Origin of the sequence: Mannheimia sp. E30BD, from assembly GCF_041807785.1 — a bacterium.
Lineage (GTDB): Bacteria > Pseudomonadota > Gammaproteobacteria > Enterobacterales > Pasteurellaceae > Mannheimia.
This window is the reverse complement of record NZ_JBGTYX010000002.1, coordinates 168,458-190,366: the sequence shown is the minus strand read 5'-3', so window position 1 is coordinate 190,366 and position 21,909 is coordinate 168,458. Positions and strand designations below refer to the sequence as shown.

The following is a 21,909-nucleotide window of genomic DNA, read 5'->3' as shown; positions in this document are numbered from 1 at the left end:
CAAAAGCGGACAAATCTGTATTTGATTTGTCCGCTTTATTATTGATATTAGCTTATTAGGCTTTTTCTACTTCAAGTCGCTCAAAGGCTAATACTTTACTTTCTAATTTTCTTAAAAGCACCGTCATAATGCCTGTAATCACTAAATAGATCACACCAGCCATTCCGTAAATGGTAAGAGCATCATACTCCGTGCCATATAATTGGCGAGCGTAGCCCATAATATCCATAATCGTAATGGTTGAAGCAAGCGATGTGCCTTTGAAAACTAAGATAATTTCATTACTGTAAGAGGGTAAAGCACGTTTTAGTGCATAAGGAATTAAAATTTTGAGCGTATCTAAACGGCTTAAACCCAATGCAGCACAGGTTTCCCATTGCCCTTTAGGAATAGCTTTTACCGCACCGTGAAACAGTAATGTGGTATATGCAGCACTGTTTAGTGATAATGCCAATACCGCACAGAACCAAGCATCTGAAAATAGTCCCCACGCTGCACTTTGAGTAATCCACTCAAATTGTCCCGGCCCATAATAAATTAAGAAAAACTGAACGAGCAATGGTGTTCCTGTAAATAGCGTTAAGAAACCATTCACAAGCCATTTTACTGGTCTATTTTCCATTGAGAGCAGGAAAGTAAGGCTTACCGCTAACACAAAACCAATCACCAACGCCACTGCCATTAACGCAAGGCTGGTTGGAATACCCTGTGCAATTACGCTTAAATATTCTTGCCACATATTATCTGCCTCCTCTTTCAAAACGAGTAAAACGTAATTCAAGACGGCGAATAACAACTTGGCTGATTAAGGTAATAGCCAAGTAAATCAAGGCAGCTAAGCCATACCAAGTAAATGGCTCGTGAGTACGGGTGTTAATTAGCTCTGTTTGACGCATTAAATCGTGAACACCAATAAGAGAAACCAATGCCGTATCCTTAAGTAACACTAACCATTGGTTGCTCAAACCCGGTAAAGCGTGTCGCCATACTTGAGGCATCACAATATTAATAAAGGTATAACTGCGGCTTAAACCAAGAGCCTCTCCAGATTCCCATTGCCCAAGCGGAATAGCTTGAATTGCACCACGCAAACTTTGTGAAGCATAAGAGGCAAAAATAAATGAGAGTGCTACAACACCACAGCCAAACGGTCCAACTTCAACATATTGCCCTGTCAGCAATTCCAATACTTCAGGTGTACCAAAATAGATTAAAAAGACAACCAGAATTTCCGGTAAACCACGCAATAATGTTAAAAAAATGCTTGTTGCTTTACGCACAACCGCCCATTTGCTCGTTTCTAATGAAACCAAAACAATAGACAGCACAAAGCCAAGCAATAAAGAACAAACCGCTAACCCTAAGGTCATTAGGGTTGCGGTATAAATTAAGGGAAGATAATCAGTAAACATCAGATTATTTTGTCATCCATTTATCGTAGATTTTTTGGTATTCGCCATTCTCTTTAATCGCTTTAATACCTTTGTTTAAGCTTTCAACTAACTCAGCTTTAGATTTGTTTACCGCAATACCTAAACCATTATCGAAGTATTTTTTATCGGTAACTTTGTCGCCAACAAAACCTAATTCAGGATTTTTGTTGAACATTTCTCTTACTACATCAGTATCGCCAAAGATGATATCAATACGTCCATTTTTCAGGTCTAAAATCGCATCTTGTAAACTTGCGTAAGATGAAGCCGTGTATTGTTTCGCTTCATTTGCGATATATTGCTGATAAGTTGTACCGTTCTGTACACCCACTTTTTTCGCCGTTTCAAGCGTTAAACCTTTATCTTTTACCGCAATGAAACTTGCTGAGCTTTCATAATATGGGTCAGAGAATAACACCTGTTTTGCACGAGCTTCTGTAATATCAATCGCTGAAATTGCCGCATCAAAACCACCACGACCTTTCATTAAACTTGGGATTAATGAGTCAAATGATTGGCTTTTGAAATGACAAGTTGCATTGATTTCTTTACAAATTGCATTGGCGATATCCACATCAAAGCCGATAATTTCGCCTTTCTCATTGGTTAATTCAAAAGGTGGGTAGCTTGGCTCCATCGCAAAAGTGATTTCTTGCTGTGCATTTGCCATTGCAGAGGTAGCAATTAAAGTTGCTAAAAATAATTGTTTCATTGTTGTGTCCTTATTTTTATTAGGAGTGTGAAAGATAATTTGCAAACGCTGCTGTTTTTGGTTGCATAAAACAACTTGCATCGCCTTGTTCAATAATTTTACCGTGTTCCATATAAACCACTTTGGTCGCCACTTTTCTGGCAACGCCAACTTCGTGAGTTACAATCACTTGAGTAATACCTGTTTGTTGAAGTTCTTTAATAATATCAACTACTTGGGCGGTAATTTCAGGGTCAAGAGCCGCTGTCGGTTCATCAAAAAGTAACACCTGCGGCTGCATCATTAACGCTCTAGCAATTGCTACACGTTGCTGCTGACCGCCAGAAAGGTGCAATGGAAAACGATCTGCAAACTCGCTTAAACGTAAACGTGCCAAGTGTGTTTTCGCACGATTTGTTGCCTCTTCTTTACTTAACCCAAGCACTTTCATCGGTGCTTCAATTAAGTTTTGCATTACCGTTAAATGCGGCCATAAATGATATTGCTGAAACACCATTCCCACTTCACGGCGTAATAAACTTACTTCTTTACTATTAGTTTTGGCAGCCAAATCGAATTTATGATTTGCGATGGCTAATGTGCCTGATTGCGGCACTTCCATTAAGTTTAAGGTACGAATTAAAGTACTTTTGCCCGCCCCACTTGGGCCAAGCAAGACGACGGTGTCGCCTTTTTCAATCTCTAAATTAATGTCAAATAAGGCTTGATTTGAGCCATAAAAGAAATTGACATTTTGAATACGAATTGCCATTCGTGAAAATCCTACTACATTTAAAATAATGAATGAATAATAATTATTTTTGCATAAATATGCAATATTTTTTTCTTTTCCAACAAAATTTTTGTAATAAAATAACACTTACATCGTCTAACATCATTAAATAACGTAATTTATTCGGAATATAAATACTGATTACGCTATAATGTTCTCCAAGATAATATAAGATAGGATTTCAATATGATTAGATACTTTTTCGCACTTCTCTTGAGTTTATTGATGATAAACTCATCTCACGCTAATCTCTTCTCTCAGCCAAAATTTCTAAAATCTGAAGAAGCCTTTGTTTTTTCAATCCAAAACGAAAATGAAAAATTACAGTTAAATTGGGATATTGCAGACAATTATTATCTTTATAAAAAAGAAATCCGCATCACGCCTCACAATATTGAGCTGGGCGACATCGCATTTCCTACTGCCGAGCAACATAACGATGAATTTTTCGGGCAGGTTGAGATCTATCGCAACCACTTAGCACTCAACGTGCCGTTTAAAGAGGTGAAAGACAATGCTTCAATCGAAGTGGAATATCAAGGCTGTACCAAAGGTTTCTGCTATCCGCCGGAACGGGTAGAACTGAAATTTGACAGCATTCTTTCTGCTACGCCCGAAGAGCTTGAGCAACAGGGAACACAAGCGGTCGAAAATAGTGAAAATTTTGCAAACGCCGATAATATGACCAAAGCAGAGCAAGATCAGCTAGCTGAAAATCTAGCCAATAATCGCTTTTCAATTTTCTGGTTTTTTGTATTAGGGGTCGGTTTAGCTTTCACACCTTGTGTGCTGCCGATGTTACCATTGCTCTCTGCAATCGTAATTGGCAATAAAAACCGCCCATCAAATACCAAAGCCTTAATGCTCAGTATTGCCTATGTGCAAGGGATGGCGGTTACTTACACCTTACTCGGCTTAATTGTGGCGGCTATCGGCTTGCCTTTCCAAATCGCCTTACAAAGCCCACCTGTGTTGATAGGTTTATCTATCGTCTTTATTCTGCTTGCCTGCTCAATGTTTGGCTTATACGAAATCCGGCTGCCAAACAGCTGGCAACAAAAACTCAATGCAATGAGCCAAAAACAGCAAGGCGGTGCGTTGGGTAGCGTGTTTTTAATGGGGATGATCGCAGGCTTAATTGCCTCTCCTTGCACCTCTGCTCCGCTTTCAGGTGCATTGCTGTATGTGGCACAAAGTGGTGATTTAGTCACCGGTGGATTAGCTCTCTATCTACTCGCACTCGGAATGGGCTTACCATTGATTTTAATTACCTTATTCGGCAACAAAATTCTGCCAAAATCCGGCGAATGGCTGCTAAAAGTGAAAGCTGCCTTCGGCTTTGTTATGCTTGCCTTACCGGTGTTCTTATTAAGTCGTGTGCTGCCAAGCCACTATGAGCCGTTTTTATGGTCAGCCCTTGCTATTGCGTTTTTGAGCTGGTTGGTGGATGCCATTCCATCTAATTCGATCATCAAAAAAATCATCAAAGGCTTATTATTACTTGCTTTAGCCATCGCCGCTAAACCTTGGGCAGATTTAGCTTGGAACGGCTCAACTGCTCAACAACAAAATACACAGCACTTAGCGTTGGAAAAAATTCAATCACTTGCAGATTTAGAGACAAAATTGACCGCTTCCAAAGGTAAAAAAGTGATGCTCGATCTCTATGCAGACTGGTGTGTCGCCTGCAAAGAGTTTGAAAAATACACCTTTAGTGACCAAAATGTTCAGCAAAAACTGAATGAAATGGTGGTACTACAAATTGATATGACGAAAAACTCGACTGAAAATACCGAGCTGATGAAACACTTTAATGTATTAGGTTTGCCAACCATTCTGTTTTTTGATGAAAACGGCAATGAAATGAGCCAATCTCGTGTTACCGGCTTTTTAGAAGCAGACAAATTCTTAGACTGGTTAAATAAACTATAAAGGAACAAAATGAACCAAGAAAACCATCAAATTGAAGATATTATTCGCATTTTTGATGAATGCTTTGCCGACGAATACAATACTCGCTTAGAACGAGGCGGCGATTATCCAATTTATTTACCTGCTTTTTTAAACGAAGACGGTGTACCAAGCGAACGCCCTTACAACGTGATTTTATTTGCTCACGGTTACTACAGCAGTGCATTGCACGAAATTGCTCATTGGCTGGTTGCTGGTGAAGAACGCCGAAAATTAGAAGATTTCGGTTATTGGTATGAACCGGACGGTAGATCAGCCGAACACCAACGTGAATTTGAAAGTGCAGAAGTAAAACCCCAAGCGATTGAATGGGTGCTGGCAACAGCCTCAGGTTTCCGCTATTTTGCAAGTGCCGATAACCTTTCAGGCAACCCGGGCGATAATTCTGCATTCAAACAGGCTGTGTACGACCAAGTAAAAATTTATGCAGAACGTGGTTATCTCCCTAAACGAGCAGAAACCTTGCGTAAAGCATTATGTGCATTCTATGGTACGCCTTATGTAATTGATTTAAAACAATTTAATATTGAACGGATTTAGTTGCAAAAATCTGAAAAAATATGACCGCTTGTCTTTACAAGCGGTTATTTCCTAATAAGAATCAGCAAATATCAGTTTTTAAACCGCAGCCTTTACCACAATTTCCACTTTCCAATTTGGGTTGGCTAGTTTTGCTTCAACAGCGGCTCTAGGTGGAGCGTTATTTGGGGCAACCCATTCGTCCCACGCACGGTTCATTTCAGCATAATCTGACATCTCTTTTAAATACACCATTGCCATTAAAATTTTGCTTTTATCGGTATTAGCTTTTGCTAGCCATTTGTCAATTTCAGAAAGCACTTGTTGAGTTTGGGTGTAAGCATCGGCTGTTTCATCAACTGGCACTTGTCCTGCCAAATAAGCCACACCATTGTGGATTGCAACTTCCGAAAAACGTTGTCCGACTTCAATACGTTGAATCATTTTATCCTCTCGTTTTTACACATTGTCCTTTATAGGCTTTATGCCCTTTAATCTCGTGTTTAATCACCATTTTATTTGTATCAAAATCCGTAACGGTAAACTCTATCACCTTATGATTTTCACTATTTGAAAGAGAATCGAACAAGTTTTCCTCAAATTGCTGCAATTCACTATCACGCTGTAATTCCGCCCAAATCTCAGAACGATGCGTACGTTGTAGAGATTCTGACATCACCCGATAAATAATTTTGCCGCTTTTTACCGTCCAATTCCCGTTTTGCTGTAAGTTATAAACAAAAATCGGCTTTTTAATCGGGTAGTGAATATCTCCCCTATTGTTCACAGTCCCATTGCCAGAAAATCTAAAGTGATCGACAGTTCGAATGTCAAAATCATTGTAATCTATCGTGCATTGCCAATTTCCGACTAACTGATTTGAATTAGAAATGGCTGATGAACAGCCTGCTAACGCAAGTGCTGATAAGCCTAAAAAAAGTAATTTTTTCATTTTATAAAAAGTATAATCTCAAAAAACAAAAGGGCGAAAAATATTTCGCCCCACCATTAAATACGAAAATTATTCTACTTTTACAATCCAACCTTCTGGCGCTTCCACATCACCAAATTGAATGCCTGTTAATTCTGCATATAGACGGCGAGTAATTGGACCAACTTCGGTTTCAGAATGGAAAACGTGGAAGTTATCTTTGTGTTGAATACCGCCAACAGGAGTAATCACTGCTGCTGTACCGCAAGCACCTGCTTCAATAAATTGATCAAGTTGGTCGATATACACATCGCCTTCAATTGCTTCCATACCTAAACGCTCTTTGGCAATATGAAGCAATGAGTATTTAGTAATACTCGGTAAAATTGATTCTGAAATCGGCGTAATGAATTTGTTATCTTTGGTAATACCAAAGAAGTTTGCAGCACCAACCTCTTCAATTTTGGTATGCGTTTTCGGATCTAGATAAATAGCATCCGCAAATTTACGAGTCGCCGAGCTTTCTTCCACTGCTAATTCGTGTGGTAATAAACTTGCCGCATAGTTACCACCTACTTTTACCCCGCCGGTTCCCATAGGAGCTGCACGGTCATATTCTGTAGTGATGAAGTTAGACGGAGCTAAACCACCTTTGAAATAAGCCCCTACTGGGCAGCAGAACACCGAGAAAATAAACTCAGGCGCTGCTCTCACGCCAATGTTTTCTCCCACGCCAATTAAAAATGGGCGTAAGTATAAAGTTGCACCAGAGCCGTAAGGGCCTAGCCAATCTTGGTTGGCTTTCACCACTTCTTTACAAGCACGAATAAATAATTCGGTTGGCACGCGTGGCATTAATAAACGATCTGCAGTGCGTTGCATACGCTCTGCATTTTGATCAGGGCGGAATAGGTTGATTGAACCATCTTTACAGCGATAGGCTTTTAAGCCTTCAAAACATTGTTGCCCATAATGTAATGCCGTTGAGCCTTCGTGAATATGTAATGTGTTATCTTGTGTTAATTCGCCCTCATTCCATTTACCTTCTTTCCAATGTGCAATGAAACGATAATCTGTTTTTATATAAGAAAAGCCTAAATTTGCCCAATCTAACTCTTTTAATGCCATTGTTGTGTCCTTTTATTTTTTTATGTTGAAAATAATTTCGACATTCTAAAACAAAATAGCAGTTGAAGTAAGGAGTTTTCAGCGAAATTGAGCGAAAAAATTAAGGCTCTTAATTTACTTAAGAGCCTTAATAATTAACTTGAAAGAATTATGCTACGTGTTTTTCAGCCGTTTCTTTTAATAATGCTTGAAGTTCGCCTTTTTGGTACATTTCTAATACGATATCACAACCGCCGATTAGCTCGCCTTCTACCCATAATTGTGGGAAAGTTGGCCAGTTTGCGAATTTTGGTAATTCAGCACGGATATCAGGGTTAGTTAAAATATCCACATAACCGAAAGGCACTTGGCAGTTAATTACTGCCTCTACCGCACGAGCAGAGAAACCACAAGATGGGAATTTTGGCGAACCTTTCATATAAAGTAGAATTGGGTTTTCGCTAATTTGTTGTTTGATTTTGTCGATAGTTTCCATTTTTAGCCTCAATAGAATTTAAAATAGTTGAGTAATTATATCAGAATTAAGCCTATACCGAAATAGTTTAAAAGGTAATATCACGTCGCCCTGCAAATGAATGCGAAAGTGTTGTGCCATCAACCATTTCTAGCGAGCCCCCAACAGGCACACCGTGTGCAATTCGGGTTGCTTTTACATTGTACATTTTGCACATTTCCGCAATATAGTTCGCCGTTGCATCACCCTCAATGGTTGGATTAGTAGCTAAAATCACTTCGTGGAAAGATTCTTCCTCTAAACGTTTTTGCAATAAATCTAATCCAATTTCACGCGGGCCAATACCATCAATCGGCGATAAATGCCCCATTAGCACAAAATAACGCCCTGAAAACTGCCCTGTTTGCTCAATGGCTTGAATATCTTCCGGCATTTCAACCACACAAAGCTGCCCACTCATTTGGCGGCGATGATTTTTACAAATCGTGCATTCTTCTTCTTCCGTAAAGGTACGGCAAGATTGGCAATGCCCAATATGGCTCATCGCCTCGCTTAATGCCTTAGCCAATGCCACACCGCCCGAACGATTACGTTGTAGCAAATGATATGCCATTCGCTGAGCCGATTTTGGACCAACGCCCGGCAAGGCTCGCAAGGCTTCCATTAAATTTTCAAGTAAAGGACTGGTTTGCATACTCAATTAGAACGGGAATTTCATACCTGGTGGTAATTGCATTCCTGCGGTTACACTTGCCATTTTTTCTTTTTGCATTTCTTCTGCACGGCGAACCGCATCGTTAAATGCTGCGGCAACTAAATCTTCCACCATTTCTTTATCATCTTCCATTAATGATGGGTCGATCTCAATGCGACGGCAGTTATGAGCTCCGTTGATGGTTACTTTCACTAAACCCGCACCAGACTCGCCTGTTACTTCTAATTGTGCGATCTCTTCTTGCATTTTTTGCATACGCTCTTGCATTTGCTGAGCCTGTTTCATTAAGCCACCTAAACCGCCTTTTCCAAACATAATTTTTCCTCTAAATTTAGCGATAAAATAAGCGGTTCATTTTACTGAACGCTTTTCTAATCTGCAAGCGGTTAATTTTTCCCAAAAGTTTGCAAATTTGGTAAAATATCGCTCATTTTTAACCGCTTGCATTTAACTTTATGGCTTTAACCCGTTTACTGATTAATCATTTCCGCAATATCCAAAATGCCGATTTGGACTTTAGCCCCCACTTTAACTTTTTAGTGGGTGCAAACGGCAGCGGTAAAACGAGCTTGTTGGAATCGATTTTCTATTTAGGACACGGGCGTTCGTTTAAAAGCCATATCAGTAACCGCATTATTCACTACGATAAAGATGATTTCGTGCTACACGGCAAAATCGATGAAGCTCAACATAGCTGGTCGGTGGGCATTCAAAAATATCGAAGTGGCGATACGAGCCTCAAAATCAATGGCGAAGATGGCAATAAAATTGCTGATCTCGCCCATTTATTGCCAATGCAAGTAATTACTCCTGAAGGCTTAACACTACTAAACGGTGGCCCGAGCTTTCGTCGTGCCTTTTTAGATTGGGGATTATTCCACCAACACAGTGATTTCTACGCTCATTGGAACAATCTTCGCCGTTTGCTCAAACAAAGAAACTCCGCACTCCAGCAAGTTCGCTCTTACCAAGAGCTGAAAGCGTGGGATATCGAACTGGTTAAAACCACCTATGTAGTCAGCCAAATGCGAGCGGAATATGCCGAAGCTCTCCGCCCTGAAATTGAGAAAACCTGCCAATTTTTCTTACCTGAAATAGAAATCGGCTTAAGTTTTCATCAAGGTTGGGAAAAGGGAGCAGATTATGCCGAGATTTTGGCACAAGGCTTTGAGCGTGATAAAGCCATTGGTTATACAATGATTGGGGCACAAAAAGCTGATTTTCGTTTTAAAGCGAACGGATTACCTGTAGAAGATGTGCTTTCTCGTGGGCAGTTAAAATTATTGATGTGTGCATTAAGATTAGCTCAAGGGGAACATTTAGTTGCTCAAAAACAACGCCAATGCCTGTTTTTAATTGACGATTTCGCCTCCGAACTCGACCCAACCAAACGTGAGCTTTTAGCACATCGTTTAAGAGAAAGTGGCTCACAAGTATTCGTTACCGCCATTACTCAAGATCAGCTCAATCAAATGCAATGGAAAGATAGGGCTGATGATTGTTTGTTTGAGGTAGAAAATGGTATAATTAAATATTAATTTAGTTAGTCAATCCAAAGAAAAAATGAATAAAAAATATTACTTTAAACACTTTCTTTTAAGTTTAACTATAGGATTTATAATTTCTTATAAAATATTTTCATCTCCATTAACTAGCTATAAACAATATTTATTTCTATTGTGGATAATTAGTTGTGTATTTTTATATCCTATTGCACATTATACTCTCGAAACTAGCTATTCTTATTTCATTCATTCAAGAATAGAAAGAAACAAATTTATAGATAACCCAGCTTTCTTTAGAATGAAGGAATATTTTTGTTTCTTTGTGAGTTTTTTGTTTTCTATCCCAATTAGTTTTTGTTTGATTATTTATAAATATTTAAAAAAAGAAAGAAAGCTATAACAAGCTTTCTTCCTTTTCTAGCCTAGAAGAATAATGCTTTATGTACTTTTTCTACTAATTCATCACTTATCAAAGCACTTACTACTACCATTAATACTCCATAACCTATAATACCTATTGGAGTTCTAGTTAAGATTACTAAAGCAAGGCTTACAACATAAGTTGCAGATTTGTCTAATACTTGCTTTTCTACTTCAAAATAAAATGGCTTCCAATTCCCTTTTTCATACCCTTCTTTCAAAGCTGTTGTTAGAGCTACTCCTGAAAATGTTTTACCCACATATTTGAAAGCCTTATTAAACTTATACAAATCATTACTAATTGATTTCATATCTAAGGATTGTAAAGCTTTAGATATTGCCTGACGATCCCTAGAATTAAATTTCTTATTAATATCTCCTTTATATTTATCAAATGCTTTTAAGGCTTCATTGACATTCCGAATTTTCTTTCCTTTAGCTACTGCTGCAATTTTTTTAGCCTCCTGACTAGCTAGGTTTCCATATTTTTCAGTAATATGTTCAAAAAAAGCATTAGAGTACTCTAAAATAGTTTTAAGCTTTTTGTCTTGTAAATCTTGTTTTAAACCTTTTAAAAGCTCACTTGCCTCTTTCCTTACATCAATTAAACTACGTAAACTCGCTTCTATTTTCTGTTTCTCCAGTAAAATTTTAGTTTGGGGTATCTCCACTTTTTCTTTCCATAATTTGATATATTCCTCTGTCATTTTAGGACTACGAAAATAAGCAATATTAGATTCATAAGCAGCAGAAATGAGCCCAGGATTACTATCTCTAAATTTTTTAAAATTAGATAATCTAACTATGTTATTATTCAATAATTCATCAAATTTCTTATCCGCATCATTCTCTAAGGAAATTAAATTCTTCTCAGAATTTTCTAAAATTTTTAAGGCATTTTCCAGTGTATTTATATAAACTTCTATTTCTTGTCCTTTTTCAAAATCCAATGCATATTTATTAAACCACTCCCTAGCTTCTAAAAGCAGCTTTTGCACTTCCGACTTAGAAAGCTGAGCCTTATATTTAACAATAGAGCCATTTAAATCTCGAATTTTAATAGAAAATTCCGCTAAATTGATCAATCCAACTCTTCCTATCTTTAAGTCTACAGGCTTTAAAACAACATGTGCAGGAACCTCTAAAGAAATCCCAAAAGATGGTCCAGGATAATAAGGCTTCCCGCCTATTGTAATTGGGCTAGGTTTATAATCTGGTTTAACGATAATTGGATCAAGTACAATTGAATTATTTGACATATATAATCTCCTTATAGCCAAAGAAAACAAACTGAGTTAATAAAACGTTAGATTTGATAAAGTTATTTCGGTTGATTATCACAAAATTGATTAAAATTATTACGTTAGGACTAACGTCTTGAATCATTCGCCTGTTGCAACAGCACTCTACTCTCTTTTAAGAATTGTTCGGAATAATCGCCAAACCAGTGGTGTACTTCCTCAAAGGCTTTTATAAATCCTGCTTTATCATTACGTTTAAAGAAATCCAAGCCTTGTTCAAAGCTCTCTTTGAGTGATTCAATAATTGCCAAATTTTCAGGTTTATCGGCAATAATATCAGCGTATAAGCTACCGTCTTGAGCAAATAAACGCCCGATCATCGCTAATTCTAGGCGATAGATTGGAGACGATAACGCTAAAAGTTGCGATAACTGCACGGGCTGGCGAGAGAGGTGTAGCCCGAATGCAAAGGTGGAAAAGTGGCGTAAGGCTTGAATGTAAGTCATTGCGTTATCGTGTGCTTTTGCCTCAATCGGTTCAATTTTCGCACCCCAAATTTTCATTTGCTCTAGCAGCCATTCGTAACGCTCTGGAAAACGTCCATCACAGCAGGCGATAACCTGTTTCGCTTGACTCGCAATATCTGGCCCAAACATTGGGTGCAAACCAACTACCGCTCCATTATGCACTTCCAACATTTTTTGTAATGGCTGATGTTTAACGGAGGTTAAATCCGCCAAAATCATATTTTCGGTTAAATAAGGTTTTAAGCGTTCGATGGTTTCTAGGGTGTTAGCAATCGGCACACACACAATAACCACATCGACATTGGCTAAAATCTGCTCGGCATTGCCCCAATCATCACTCCCTAACGCCTCCACATTATAGCCAGATAAGGTTAAATAATTGCCAAACAGCCCACCCAATTTCCCTTTACCGCCCACAATCACGATTTTTTGAATGGTGTCATTCACTCTTTTAAAACCGTGTTTATTTTCATTAGCATAGGATTCACGCATTATACGGCGTAGCACATCTTCAATCAGATCGGCTGGAATGCCTTGTTTTTCCGCCTCTTCTCGGCGAGCGGAAATCATTGCACTTTCTCGCTCTGGGGCATAAACTGGAATACCGTGTTCTGATTTCACTTTCCCTACTTCAGCCACAAGAGCTAAGCGTTTGGAAAGTAATGCAATAAGTTGTTGATCGACTTGGTCGATCTGTTCGCGTAATGGGGCTAATGGGTTCATATTTGTTATCAATGCTCTTATCAAGGTAAAACAAGCGGTCACAAAAAGCATCGCTTTTTGAACGTTGGCTTTGCCAACGGCAGCGAAGCTGTGAACAATCCTTACAAGGATTGTGAATAATTTTTATCTCATTTTTTGCAAATAGTTAATCTCGCAATTTTGCGGCAAAATGGGTTAAAAGCTCTTCTGTGGTTTGCCAGTCAATACAAGCGTCTGTAATGGAAACGCCATATTTCATCTGCTCGAACGGCAATTCTGATGATTGATTACCTGCGTGTAAATTGCTTTCAATCATTAAACCGATAATCGAGGTATTGCCTGCAAGAATCTGTTCCAAGGCATTTTCTGCCACAATCGGCTGGCGGCGGTAATCTTTATTTGAGTTGCCGTGACTACAATCGATCATAATCGCCGTAGGCAAATTCGCTTGTTTAAGTACCCACTCGCAATCATCAACATATTGTTTTTCATAGTTTGGCGTTTTGCCACCACGCAAAATAATGTGTCCGTCCGCATTGCCTTTGGTTTTGAGTAACGTCACCTGCCCTTTTTGGTTAATACCGATAAAACGATGGCTTTGGGCGGAAGATTGCATTGCATTTAACGCAACCGCTAAGCCACCATCTGTACCATTTTTAAAGCCAACCGCCATTGATAGGCCTGAAGCCAATTCACGGTGGGTTTGGGATTCGGTGGTTCTTGCCCCAATCGCAGACCAGCTGAATAAATCGGCAAGGTATTGAGGGGTCATTGGATCTAGGGCTTCAGTTGCCAGCGGTAAGCCGAGTTCAGCTAAATCAAGACAAAGTTTACGCCCGATACGCAAGCCTGTTTCGACATCAAAAGAGCCGTCCATTTTCGGATCGTTAATTAAGCCTTTCCAGCCCACTGTGGTACGAGGTTTTTCAAAATAAACACGCATTACAATGTAGAGCTTATCGCTTACTTGATCTGCAAGTGCCTTGAGTTTTTTACCATATTCAATAGCAGCTACTGGATCGTGAATAGAGCAAGGCCCGATCACAATTAACTGGCGTTTATCACGTCTGTGGATAATATCTGAGATCTCTTTGCGTGAGCGTGCAATTTGCTCTCGTAAATGTTCCGGCAGAGGAAATTCCTGTTTTAGCTCGTATGGGGTAAGTAAAACTTTTTCATCTTGAATATTAACATTGTGTACGCTATCTTGATTGAATACAGTGTTCATTTTATTTTCCTTGTGTAAATTTTAAATTACACTTAATTTACAGCTTTATTTTTAAAGTTTCAACTATTTTTTGCTTAACTGCCTCAACAGTGATTTTTTCCATCCAATCTTTACCTTTGGCTTTGGTTGCCCAAGCCAGTTCTTGCCAAGATTTACCGTAGGATTGCAAAATTGCCTCATCATATACAGAAACCACCTTATCTAAATCTTGATAGGGCCCTGTTCGTCTTGGGTTATGGATTGCATACAAGCCAATAACAGGTGTGTTCTGAGTAGTCGCAATATGGGCTGGACCTGAGTCTGAAGAAACCACTAAATCCACTTGTCGAATAACACCTGCAAGCTGTTTTAATGAGGTTTTCCCTGCAATATTAACGCACTTAGGTACAAGTTGCTGAATGTTATTCGCTGTATCCATTTCATATTGAGAAGGGGAACCTGCAATTAATACATTGATGTTTTGCGTACCTAGCCAGTTTGCAATTTCTGCATATCGTTCTGGCAACCAATCTTTCTCTTTTTTACTTGAGCAAGGAGCAATTAGTACATTTTTTCGAGTAAAATCAATGAATTGTTTACTATAAGCTAAATCTTCATCACTTATTGGCAAATGCCAATTTGCTGATAAATCCGTTACGCCAATGGCTTTTGCAAACATCATTTGTCCATCAAGAACGTGGGGAGAATTTGTCATCTCCACTTTCTGATTGGTAAACAGCCACTGCATTTCTCTTGCTCTGTCTTTATTAAAGCCGATTTTTTTATCGGCTTTAATCCCAATTGAAAGCATTGAGGCTCTAAATGCGGTTTGCAAATTAAGTAAAAAATCGAACCGCTTGTGAGAAAGGGAACTCCATAACGTAAAGATTCCTTTCCACCCTGTTTTTTTATCATAGGGAATGAGGGTAACATTCGGGATATCTTTCATTAAAGCGGCTTCAGTTTTGCCGATAATCCAAGTAATTTCAGCAGAAAGATAATGTCGCTGAATAGCTTGCACTACCGCTAAAGTGTGGCACACATCGCCAATAGCAGAGAGGCGTAAAATACAAATCGAGAGTGGTTTATTTGGCATAGTAATCTAACGGGTTAAACATTGAGTAGGCTTATATTAAGATATAAAAAAAGCCACATAAAGTGTTTTATGTGGCTTTTGGCGTTAATCAGTAGGTTATTCAACTCTTAAGATACGGCAAGTATTTGTACCGCCTGCTCTTAACTCATCACCGTGAGTTAGAAGTACTAATTCACCAGTTAATAAATAACCTTGCTCTTTTAATTGGGTAATAGCTTTTCTAGCACCTTCCATTGTGCGGCTATCTTCATTGTAATATACAGGTGTTACACCACGATATAATGCACAAAGATTTAATGCCTTTTGGTTGCGAGACATTGCATAAATCGGCAAGCCTGAGCTAATACGGCTGGTTAATTTCGCTGTTTCGCCTGAGTGAGTTAATGAAATAATTGCAGATACGCCTTCTAAGTGGTTAGCTGTGTACATTGCAGACATTGCAACTGCTTCTTCAATTGATTTAAATCTACCTTCCATACGATGACGAGAAATGTTAATACTTGGCATTGTTTCCGCACCTAAGCACACTTCAGCCATTGATTTAACGGTTTCAACAGGGTAATCACCGTTTGCCGTTTCACCTGAAAGCATTACCGCATCAGTACCATCTAATACTGCGTTTGCAACGTCCATTACCTCAGCACGGGTTGGCATTGGTTTTTTGATCATTGATTCCATCATCTGTGTTGCCGTAATAACCACACGGTTTAATTTGCGGGCACGGCGGATTAAACGTTTTTGTACACCCACTAATGCAGCATCACCAATTTCAACGCCTAAATCACCACGCGCAACCATCACCACATCTGCACCTAAAATGATGTCGTCCATTGCTTCTTCCGTTGCAACAGTTTCTGCACGTTCAACTTTTGCTACAATTTTTGCATCTAAACCTGCTTCTTTCGCTAATTGGCGAGCATAATCTAAGTCAGCACTTGATTGTGGGAATGAAACCGCTAGGTAATCTACACCAATTTTCGCCGCTAATTTAATATCTTCTTTATCTTTTTCAGTTAATGCAGGAGCTGATAAACCACCGCCTAATTTGTTGATCCCTTTATTGTTTGATAACGGGCCGCCAACGGTTACTTCGGTATGCACTTTCACACCATCAACTTCTAACACTTTAAGTTGTACGTTACCGTCATCTAATAACAAAATATCGCCCGGTACTACATCGTTTGGTAAGTTTTTATAGTCTAAACCTACTGCATATTGATGACCTTCGCCACGTGGTAAATCTGCATCTAAGGTAAATTTGTCGCCAATGTTTAAGAAAATTTTGCCGTCTTTAAATGTAGAAACACGAATTTTAGGGCCTTGTAAATCGCCTAAAATAGCAACGTGGCGACCTAATCTTGAGGCAATTTCACGCACTTTATTTGCACGCTCGATATGATCTTCAGGGATACCGTGAGAGAAGTTCATACGCACCATATTCGCACCTGCGGCAATAATTTTTTCTAACGTATTGCCACGATCCGTTGCTGGTCCCATTGTACAAACGATCTTGGTTCTTCTGAGTTTTCTAGACATTATTTGACTCCGTAATAAATTTAAAAATATAAGTTAAAATCTTTCTAAGCACTTGATTATGCGTTAAACGGGGGTCATTATACGCCTAAATGATAAGAGTTTAAATACAAGTTAAGGAGAATGTTATGAATATTTGGATTATGCGACACGGAGAAGCAGGTTTTAATGCCTCAAGCGATACTGCTCGTAGTTTAACCAACAACGGTATAAAAAATGTTATTTCACAAGGCAAATGGCTTGGAGAATATTTAAACAATAAGCAAATAACACTCGATAAAATTCTGGTTAGCCCTTATCTTCGAGCTAAGCAAACCCTTGAAAATCTCATTACAGGTATGCAAGCGGTCAATTTTTCCCAAAATTTTGCAACGCTTATCGAAGAGTGGGAAGAAATTACGCCAGATGGCAACCCCTACACGGTTGAAGACTATCTCCATTTTTTAAGAGAAGAAGGAGCAAAAAATATTCTGTTGGTATCTCATTTACCATTGGTGTTCGATTTAAGCCAACGTTTAACCAACAACCGAAGCAATGTGCAATTCCCAACTTCCACCATTGCAGAAATTCATTGGGTTGGAAACCGTGGTGAAGTTGCTGAAATAAAGCACGCTTAGCCCTATTTTTTATATTGTCAATAAAAATATTTTCACTATTTTTGCAAATTGTCTAATTTATAGACTTCCAAAATGATTAAAAAATGCGTATTATACGCCCCCTAAATCAGTAAAACTGATAACTAAATGATTAATAAAGAAGTACGGTATTTGCCGTACTTTTTATTTGGATATCCCTCTGGTTAAAATTACTTCAAATTTGTTAATAAAAGGTTAAAAATGCAAATAGGACAATATGAAATTAAAAACCGTATTTTCCTTGCACCGATGGCAGGTATTACCGACCAGCCTTTTCGCCGATTATGTAGCCAACTTGGTGCAGGTTTGACGTTTTCAGAAATGATGTCCACAAATCCTGATGTATGGCATACCGAAAAATCGAGATTGCGTTTAGCTCATCACGAAGAAATCGGCATTAATGCTGTACAAATTGCAGGTTCAGATCCAATAGAGATGGCAGAAGCCGCAAAAGTGAATGTTGAGTATGGTGCCAATATTATTGATATTAATATGGGTTGCCCCGCTAAAAAGGTAAACAAAAAAATGGCAGGCTCTGCTCTGCTGCGTGAACCTGAATTAGTCGCTCAAATATTAGATGCTGTGGTTAATGCCGTTGATGTGCCTGTTACGCTAAAAATTAGAACAGGCTGGGATCTTGAAAATAGAAATTGTCTGGTAATAGCCAAAATTGCAGAACAATCCGGCATTAAAGCCCTTACTATTCACGGACGCACCCGCAGTTGTTTATTCAATGGCGAGGCGGAATATGAAAGCATCAAAGCCGTTAAACAAGCTGTATCAATCCCTATTATTGCTAATGGCGATATTATTTCGGCTGAAAAAGCGAAATCTGTTTTAGATTACACCAATGCTGATGCAGTAATGATTGGGCGAGGAAGTTTTGGTAATCCTTGGCTATTTAAGGAAATCAACGATTTTTTTGAAACCGGGCAATATTCCACATTACCCGAAAATGAAAAATATCAACTGATGTTTAAGCATATTGAAGACTTACACCACTTTTATGGGGAAGAAAAAGGCTATCGAATTGCTCGTAAACACGTTGGTTGGTATGTGGAACAATTACAACCGGAATCAAATTTTAAACGCACTTTTAATACGTTAAGCTCAACCAAAGAGCAATTAAACGCATTAGAAGATTTTGTTAAATCGATTCGTTAGAATCTTAATAATAAAGTTGGATAGAAAAAAATGTTAGAACAACAACCTACACAAAACCCATTAACAGTAACAATGTTAAATGCACAAGCACAACAGGTTAATAAACCTCTTCGTGATAACGTTAAAGCAGCATTAAAAAACTATTTATCTCAATTAAATGGTGAAGATCCAACAGAATTATACGAATTAGTATTATCTGAAATCGAACACCCAATGCTAGATATGGTAATGCAATACACCCGTGGCAACCAAACCCGTGCTGCCACAATGCTAGGCATTAACCGTGGCACATTACGCAAAAAATTAAAAAAATACGGTATGGGTTAGTCTAACCGACCGTTAAAACACGATTTTAATTCGTATGTAATTAGTTAGAGCCAACAAAAAACGCTGAATATACTATTCAGCGTTTTTCTATTTTATTTTGCCGTCTAAAACTTCATTTCAAATGCTAAACTGAAATTTCGCCCCGGTGCGGCAAATCGACTGTAATTGCTACCTCGGTCTTGGTTTACCGCATTCACACCAGATTGACGCACTGATTCCCAAGTAGAATATTTACGGTTAGTCACATTATAAATGCCACCTCGTAATGTATAGTTTTTATAATTGATGTAACCGGTGATATCGTGAGTGTACCAAGAACCGGTAAGTTTGCCACCTAAATCAACGCGATATATGCCGTGATGACGTGTGCCTACCACCTCATCGGCGTTTTTGGCTTTAGAATAGGTGGTAGTAATGCCAATTCCCCATTTTTCTTCTGGGTGATCGTAGCCGAATCCAAGCACATAGCGTGCTGGCTGAATCGCATCTAGAATAGGATCGTTTACGCTATCAAGTCTTGAGTCGTTTAGTTTCCGCTCTTTTACTTTTACACGGTTATAAGCAACTGATGAATAAAAACCATCTGGCAGCATAGATAAAATACCGTGTAAGTCAAATTTAGCGACTAAATTTATCCCGTTTAGTGCTACATCTTGAATATTATGGTAGTTATAGAAACAGTGTGATTTTTGTATTATTCTTTTACATGCTGTCGCAATCATATTTTTATAGTTATTACGGAAATAGCTCACATCAAGGTAACCAAATTGACCTTTAAAGCTAACTCCAATCTCATGATTAGTCGATTTTTCTGGCTCTAACTGGTGGCTACGTTGCGCGCGTTGCACATATTCGTTATCTTTAAGCCCAATATGATCACGTTTACCATAAAGTTCATAGAATGCAGGCACTCTAAAACCGTTTGAAATGCGATAAGAAAGCGATACAAACTCTGTTGGTTTAAGCGTAATCCCACCATTCCAAGACCAATTTCGATAAGTTCGGCTAAGTGTCCACGGATCATCAGATTTAAATCGATGTTGATCAAAACGCACCCCTAATCCCAAATCCACATACTCGCTCGTTATCAGATCGCGGAAGCTAACAAAATGGCTACCGCCTTTAATTTTACGCGGTTCACAGTTTATGATGTCGCCGTGTGTATTATTACACAAAGATACCGTTTCAATACTGCGTGGATTGCGACGATAAATATATGGGTCATTTAAACGCCCTCTACCGCGGTAGCTGGTATAACCGCCTTTGGTATATTGGGCAGTTATATCCCCATGATCCATAAGCGAATTAAATCGATCAAAGCCCAACCCTAAATTCAGTTTGTGGGTTTGCTTAAATACGCCTTGACCAGCATTTAGCGCTTTATCAAATTCTAAATGAATGACACGATGCTTTTCTTGGTAATTATTACGCTCAGTTCGATACATCGACCAAGATTTATCCAAAGTCGGACGGCAATTTTTATCTACCACAGGATAATCGCTACAATGCAAGCGATGTAGCCGGCTATATAGTTCAATATCTTGTTTATCCGCACTGAGTTTAATGCTATCCAACCAGCGATTATTCTCTGGTTTATATTTATAGGTGAATCCTAAACGACGTTTGTGGTGATGTTCATCAAAAAACTTCACATGGCTATAACGCAACCCATAAGGGATCCTTTTATTGAACACTAAGCCATCTAAAATATTATCCCCTTCATAAACAGAAGAGTTCTTACGTGATAAGTCGTCTACCCTGATATTAATATCGTCTTTTGTATAGTAAGCTGGCGTTTGCATATCACGCATATCATAGCGCTGCTTCGTATCTTCTAAGATTGCGCCAAGATAATGAGACGAGTTAAAGTGATAGCCAAACTTCATAAAAACAGAATTACTCTTGTAATCTAAAGGGTTTGGTGCAATGCGATCTTTACCGGTATATTCTTGGGCTGAGAGCTGCTCAGTGCGATAAGGAATCTGCTCAAGCTGTTTGCGCTCTTCAGGCGTATATTCCGGAGATGTTCTCACTGGGAAATTATCGCGGTTCAACTTAGGCCTTGCACGAGGAGTACAATCTAATGTTGGGCAAGTATCTTCCACAATAAAAAAAGATCCTCCAGGAGCATTCTGTGCGGAATCTGGGTAAAGATCGTAGCGATTTTCAAAGCCGGTTATACGCCGAATATTATGTTTTAATTTATTTGCCTCGGAATGAATTTTGGTCTCTTTACCGTGTCGGTGAGTTGCAATAACAAGTGCTTCAAAACCACCCGCCTCACCAGCCGCTGCGATAGACTGTAAAAAATGGCTATTTTTGCTGGCATAAGAGGTCTTACTATCTAAGCCCCAATGCTGCCCCTCTTTAATAATATCCTGCGCATCTTTAGTACGAAAACCAATAGCACCACCTAGCGCACCAGAGCCATATTCCGCAGAACTTGCTCCTTTGCTTAACTCAATTGAACGAATGTTTTCATACTCAATCTCATTAATTGCACCACCATTAGCATCTGAACCTAGCGTATGATAATGCTGCGCTTGTGGTAGCCCATCAACAAGTAAGCTGACACGGTTTTTATCTACACCTCGAATGGCATAGCCACTACTTGCACCGCGACCTTGTTCCACCACCGAAATACCAGGGTCATAGCGAGTTAAATCACGAATACCAAGAATTTGATTTTTACTCATTTCGTGATAATTTTTCACTACTTTCCCCAAGCCAGTTACTTCGTTTTGACGTTCGTGAGCATAATGGCTCTCTGTCACAATAACTTCATCGAGAACTGTAGAATGATCGTTTGTCATTTGATGTTCATTAGCAAATAATTGAGAGTGTGAGACGGAAAAAATGACTGCTATAGCAATCGGCGAATAATGGAAAGTATGTTCTTTCATTGTTTTATTTATCT

At 38.8% G+C, this 21,909-nt stretch carries 22 protein-coding genes; 6 read left to right on the top strand and 16 right to left on the bottom strand.

Annotated features, from left to right (window positions below):
- Positions 1–55 precede the first annotated feature (55 nt).
- Genes artM through artP form a run of 4 tightly spaced genes read right to left on the bottom strand, consistent with a single transcriptional unit; the run spans position 56 to position 2,896 of the window.
- Positions 56–739, bottom strand: coding sequence for an arginine ABC transporter permease ArtM (gene artM / locus ACERCG_RS02270; RefSeq protein ID WP_373610454.1), 684 nt, complete (start codon positions 737–739; stop codon positions 56–58).
- A gap of 1 nt (position 740) precedes the next feature.
- Positions 741–1,412: an arginine ABC transporter permease ArtQ gene (artQ, locus tag ACERCG_RS02265; protein ID WP_373610453.1), complete on the bottom strand. Its 672-nt coding sequence runs from the start codon at positions 1,410–1,412 to the stop codon at positions 741–743.
- Between the two features lie 4 nt (positions 1,413–1,416).
- Positions 1,417–2,145 (bottom strand): transporter substrate-binding domain-containing protein, encoded by a 729-nt coding sequence (locus tag ACERCG_RS02260; RefSeq protein ID WP_373610452.1) that lies wholly within the window; start codon positions 2,143–2,145, stop codon positions 1,417–1,419.
- A gap of 19 nt (positions 2,146–2,164) precedes the next feature.
- On the bottom strand, positions 2,165–2,896 hold the full coding sequence (gene artP / locus ACERCG_RS02255) for an arginine ABC transporter ATP-binding protein ArtP (RefSeq protein ID WP_373610451.1): 732 nt from the start codon (positions 2,894–2,896) through the stop codon (positions 2,165–2,167).
- A gap of 207 nt (positions 2,897–3,103) precedes the next feature.
- On the opposite strand from artP, the gene ACERCG_RS02250 reads away from it, so the two are divergent.
- Complete coding sequence (locus ACERCG_RS02250; RefSeq protein WP_373610450.1) at positions 3,104–4,849, top strand: protein-disulfide reductase DsbD; 1,746 nt, start codon at positions 3,104–3,106, stop codon at positions 4,847–4,849.
- A 9-nt stretch (positions 4,850–4,858) separates the two neighbouring features.
- Complete coding sequence (locus ACERCG_RS02245; RefSeq protein ID WP_373610449.1) at positions 4,859–5,428, top strand: elongation factor P hydroxylase; 570 nt, start codon at positions 4,859–4,861, stop codon at positions 5,426–5,428.
- A gap of 78 nt (positions 5,429–5,506) precedes the next feature.
- Here the strand turns inward: ACERCG_RS02245 and ACERCG_RS02240 are convergent, their stop codons facing one another.
- From ACERCG_RS02240 to ACERCG_RS02215, 6 genes are all read right to left on the bottom strand, one after another.
- Positions 5,507–5,851: a RidA family protein gene (locus ACERCG_RS02240; protein ID WP_373610448.1), complete on the bottom strand. Its 345-nt coding sequence runs from the start codon at positions 5,849–5,851 to the stop codon at positions 5,507–5,509.
- A gap of 1 nt (position 5,852) precedes the next feature.
- Positions 5,853–6,359, bottom strand: a complete 507-nt coding sequence (locus ACERCG_RS02235; protein ID WP_373610447.1) for a hypothetical protein — start codon at positions 6,357–6,359, stop codon at positions 5,853–5,855.
- Between the two features lie 69 nt (positions 6,360–6,428).
- Positions 6,429–7,466 (bottom strand): branched-chain amino acid aminotransferase, encoded by a 1,038-nt coding sequence (locus ACERCG_RS02230; protein WP_373610446.1) that lies wholly within the window; start codon positions 7,464–7,466, stop codon positions 6,429–6,431.
- A 148-nt stretch (positions 7,467–7,614) separates the two neighbouring features.
- Positions 7,615–7,941, bottom strand: coding sequence for a Grx4 family monothiol glutaredoxin (grxD, locus tag ACERCG_RS02225; RefSeq protein ID WP_373610445.1), 327 nt, complete (start codon positions 7,939–7,941; stop codon positions 7,615–7,617).
- A gap of 67 nt (positions 7,942–8,008) precedes the next feature.
- Positions 8,009–8,614, bottom strand: a complete 606-nt coding sequence (gene recR / locus ACERCG_RS02220) for a recombination mediator RecR (protein ID WP_373610444.1) — start codon at positions 8,612–8,614, stop codon at positions 8,009–8,011.
- 6 nt (positions 8,615–8,620) lie between these two features.
- The gene (locus tag ACERCG_RS02215; protein ID WP_005600053.1) at positions 8,621–8,950 is read right to left on the bottom strand and encodes a YbaB/EbfC family nucleoid-associated protein; all 330 of its coding nucleotides are present in this window, start codon (positions 8,948–8,950) and stop codon (positions 8,621–8,623) included.
- Positions 8,951–9,090: 140 nt separating this feature from the next.
- Between ACERCG_RS02215 and recF the strand changes: the two genes are divergently transcribed.
- Entirely contained in the window at positions 9,091–10,173 is a 1,083-nt protein-coding gene (recF, locus tag ACERCG_RS02210) for a DNA replication/repair protein RecF (protein ID WP_373610443.1), read from the top strand.
- A 389-nt stretch (positions 10,174–10,562) separates the two neighbouring features.
- On the opposite strand, the gene ACERCG_RS02205 is transcribed toward recF, so the two are convergent.
- The 5 genes from ACERCG_RS02205 to pyk all read right to left on the bottom strand — a co-directional run bounded on the left by ACERCG_RS02205 (position 10,563) and on the right by pyk (position 16,869).
- Complete coding sequence (locus ACERCG_RS02205) at positions 10,563–11,819, bottom strand: colicin-like pore-forming protein (protein WP_176812770.1); 1,257 nt, start codon at positions 11,817–11,819, stop codon at positions 10,563–10,565.
- 110 nt (positions 11,820–11,929) lie between these two features.
- Positions 11,930–13,051, bottom strand: a complete 1,122-nt coding sequence (gene tyrA / locus ACERCG_RS02200) for a bifunctional chorismate mutase/prephenate dehydrogenase (RefSeq protein WP_373610442.1) — start codon at positions 13,049–13,051, stop codon at positions 11,930–11,932.
- Positions 13,052–13,196: 145 nt separating this feature from the next.
- Positions 13,197–14,258 (bottom strand): 3-deoxy-7-phosphoheptulonate synthase, encoded by a 1,062-nt coding sequence (locus tag ACERCG_RS02195; protein ID WP_373610441.1) that lies wholly within the window; start codon positions 14,256–14,258, stop codon positions 13,197–13,199.
- 37 nt (positions 14,259–14,295) lie between these two features.
- The gene (locus ACERCG_RS02190; protein ID WP_373610440.1) at positions 14,296–15,333 is read right to left on the bottom strand and encodes a glycosyltransferase family 9 protein; all 1,038 of its coding nucleotides are present in this window, start codon (positions 15,331–15,333) and stop codon (positions 14,296–14,298) included.
- 96 nt (positions 15,334–15,429) lie between these two features.
- Complete coding sequence (gene pyk / locus ACERCG_RS02185; protein WP_373610439.1) at positions 15,430–16,869, bottom strand: pyruvate kinase; 1,440 nt, start codon at positions 16,867–16,869, stop codon at positions 15,430–15,432.
- A gap of 125 nt (positions 16,870–16,994) precedes the next feature.
- On the opposite strand from pyk, the gene sixA reads away from it, so the two are divergent.
- From sixA to fis, 3 genes are all read left to right on the top strand, one after another.
- Positions 16,995–17,483, top strand: a complete 489-nt coding sequence (gene sixA, locus ACERCG_RS02180; protein ID WP_373610438.1) for a phosphohistidine phosphatase SixA — start codon at positions 16,995–16,997, stop codon at positions 17,481–17,483.
- A gap of 219 nt (positions 17,484–17,702) precedes the next feature.
- A complete protein-coding gene (gene dusB, locus ACERCG_RS02175; RefSeq protein ID WP_373610437.1) occupies positions 17,703–18,665 on the top strand; it encodes a tRNA dihydrouridine synthase DusB in 963 nt (320 codons plus the stop codon).
- Between the two features lie 30 nt (positions 18,666–18,695).
- Positions 18,696–18,992, top strand: coding sequence for a DNA-binding transcriptional regulator Fis (fis, locus tag ACERCG_RS02170; RefSeq protein WP_006247967.1), 297 nt, complete (start codon positions 18,696–18,698; stop codon positions 18,990–18,992).
- Positions 18,993–19,096: 104 nt separating this feature from the next.
- On the opposite strand, the gene ACERCG_RS02165 is transcribed toward fis, so the two are convergent.
- Positions 19,097–21,895, bottom strand: coding sequence for a lactoferrin/transferrin family TonB-dependent receptor (locus ACERCG_RS02165; RefSeq protein ID WP_373610436.1), 2,799 nt, complete (start codon positions 21,893–21,895; stop codon positions 19,097–19,099).
- Positions 21,896–21,909: the final 14 nt, after the last annotated feature.